We start from the raw sequence: 789 nt of genomic DNA, 5'->3' as shown, positions 1-789 counted from the left end.
CCAAAAGGAAAACATACATCCGGGAAGAAATCGGGGGGAAGAGGTCTACTCGGCTTCAAGACCCACATAAAACCGGACAAGGAAGCAATCAAAGCCCACATCGAAAAGGTGAAAGAGGTGATTAGGAAACATAAAACAGCACCTCAAGCCGCCCTGATTAAACATCTTAATCCCATCATCACAGGATGGGCAAGATACTATTCAGGGGTAGTCTCCTCAGAGATTTTCAACAAGCTAGATAATATACTCCGGCAACAATTGCGGGCATGGATAGTATCACGATGCGGAAACGCCAAATACAAAACGCTTAGAAAATACTACCGAACAGGTATGGCAAAACTGAGCAATGGGGACGAAAGGAAGGACAAGTGGATTTTCCAAACTAAGGATGGTTTACGACTCCAAAAACACGCCTGGACTCCTATTGTCTACCACACGCTGGTCAGACCGAACGCATCGATGTATGACGGAAATTGGGTCTACTGGGCAACGAGGAGAGGGAAATCGCCAGAAATCTCGAACCGAGAAGCCAAACTACTAAAAGACCAGAAAGGCAAATGCAAATGGTGCGGGCAACACTTCACTATTGAAGACCAATTGGAAACCGACCACATCATCCCTAGATGCCTAGGTGGAAAGGATGATTACAAAAACCTCCAATTGTTGCACCGCCACTGTCACGATGCCAAGACTGCTGTAGATGGCAGTCAAGGCAAGAGTCGTACTCATGACAACGAGACGGCTGAACTAGGAGCCGTGTGAGGTGAAAATCTCATGCACGGTTCTGAA

1 protein-coding gene is annotated in these 789 nt (G+C 46.8%); it reads left to right on the top strand.

The window, feature by feature from the left end:
• Positions 1 to 762, top strand: a 762-nt coding sequence (locus AC0QHF_RS08935; protein ID WP_324703856.1) for a group II intron reverse transcriptase, incomplete at its 5' end; no start/stop codon positions are given.
• Positions 763 to 789 lie beyond the last annotated feature (27 nt).

The organism is Lyngbya sp. CCY1209 (assembly GCF_055795065.1).
Note: the sequence above shows the minus strand (reverse complement) of the source record. Positions and strands in the feature narration are given on the sequence as shown.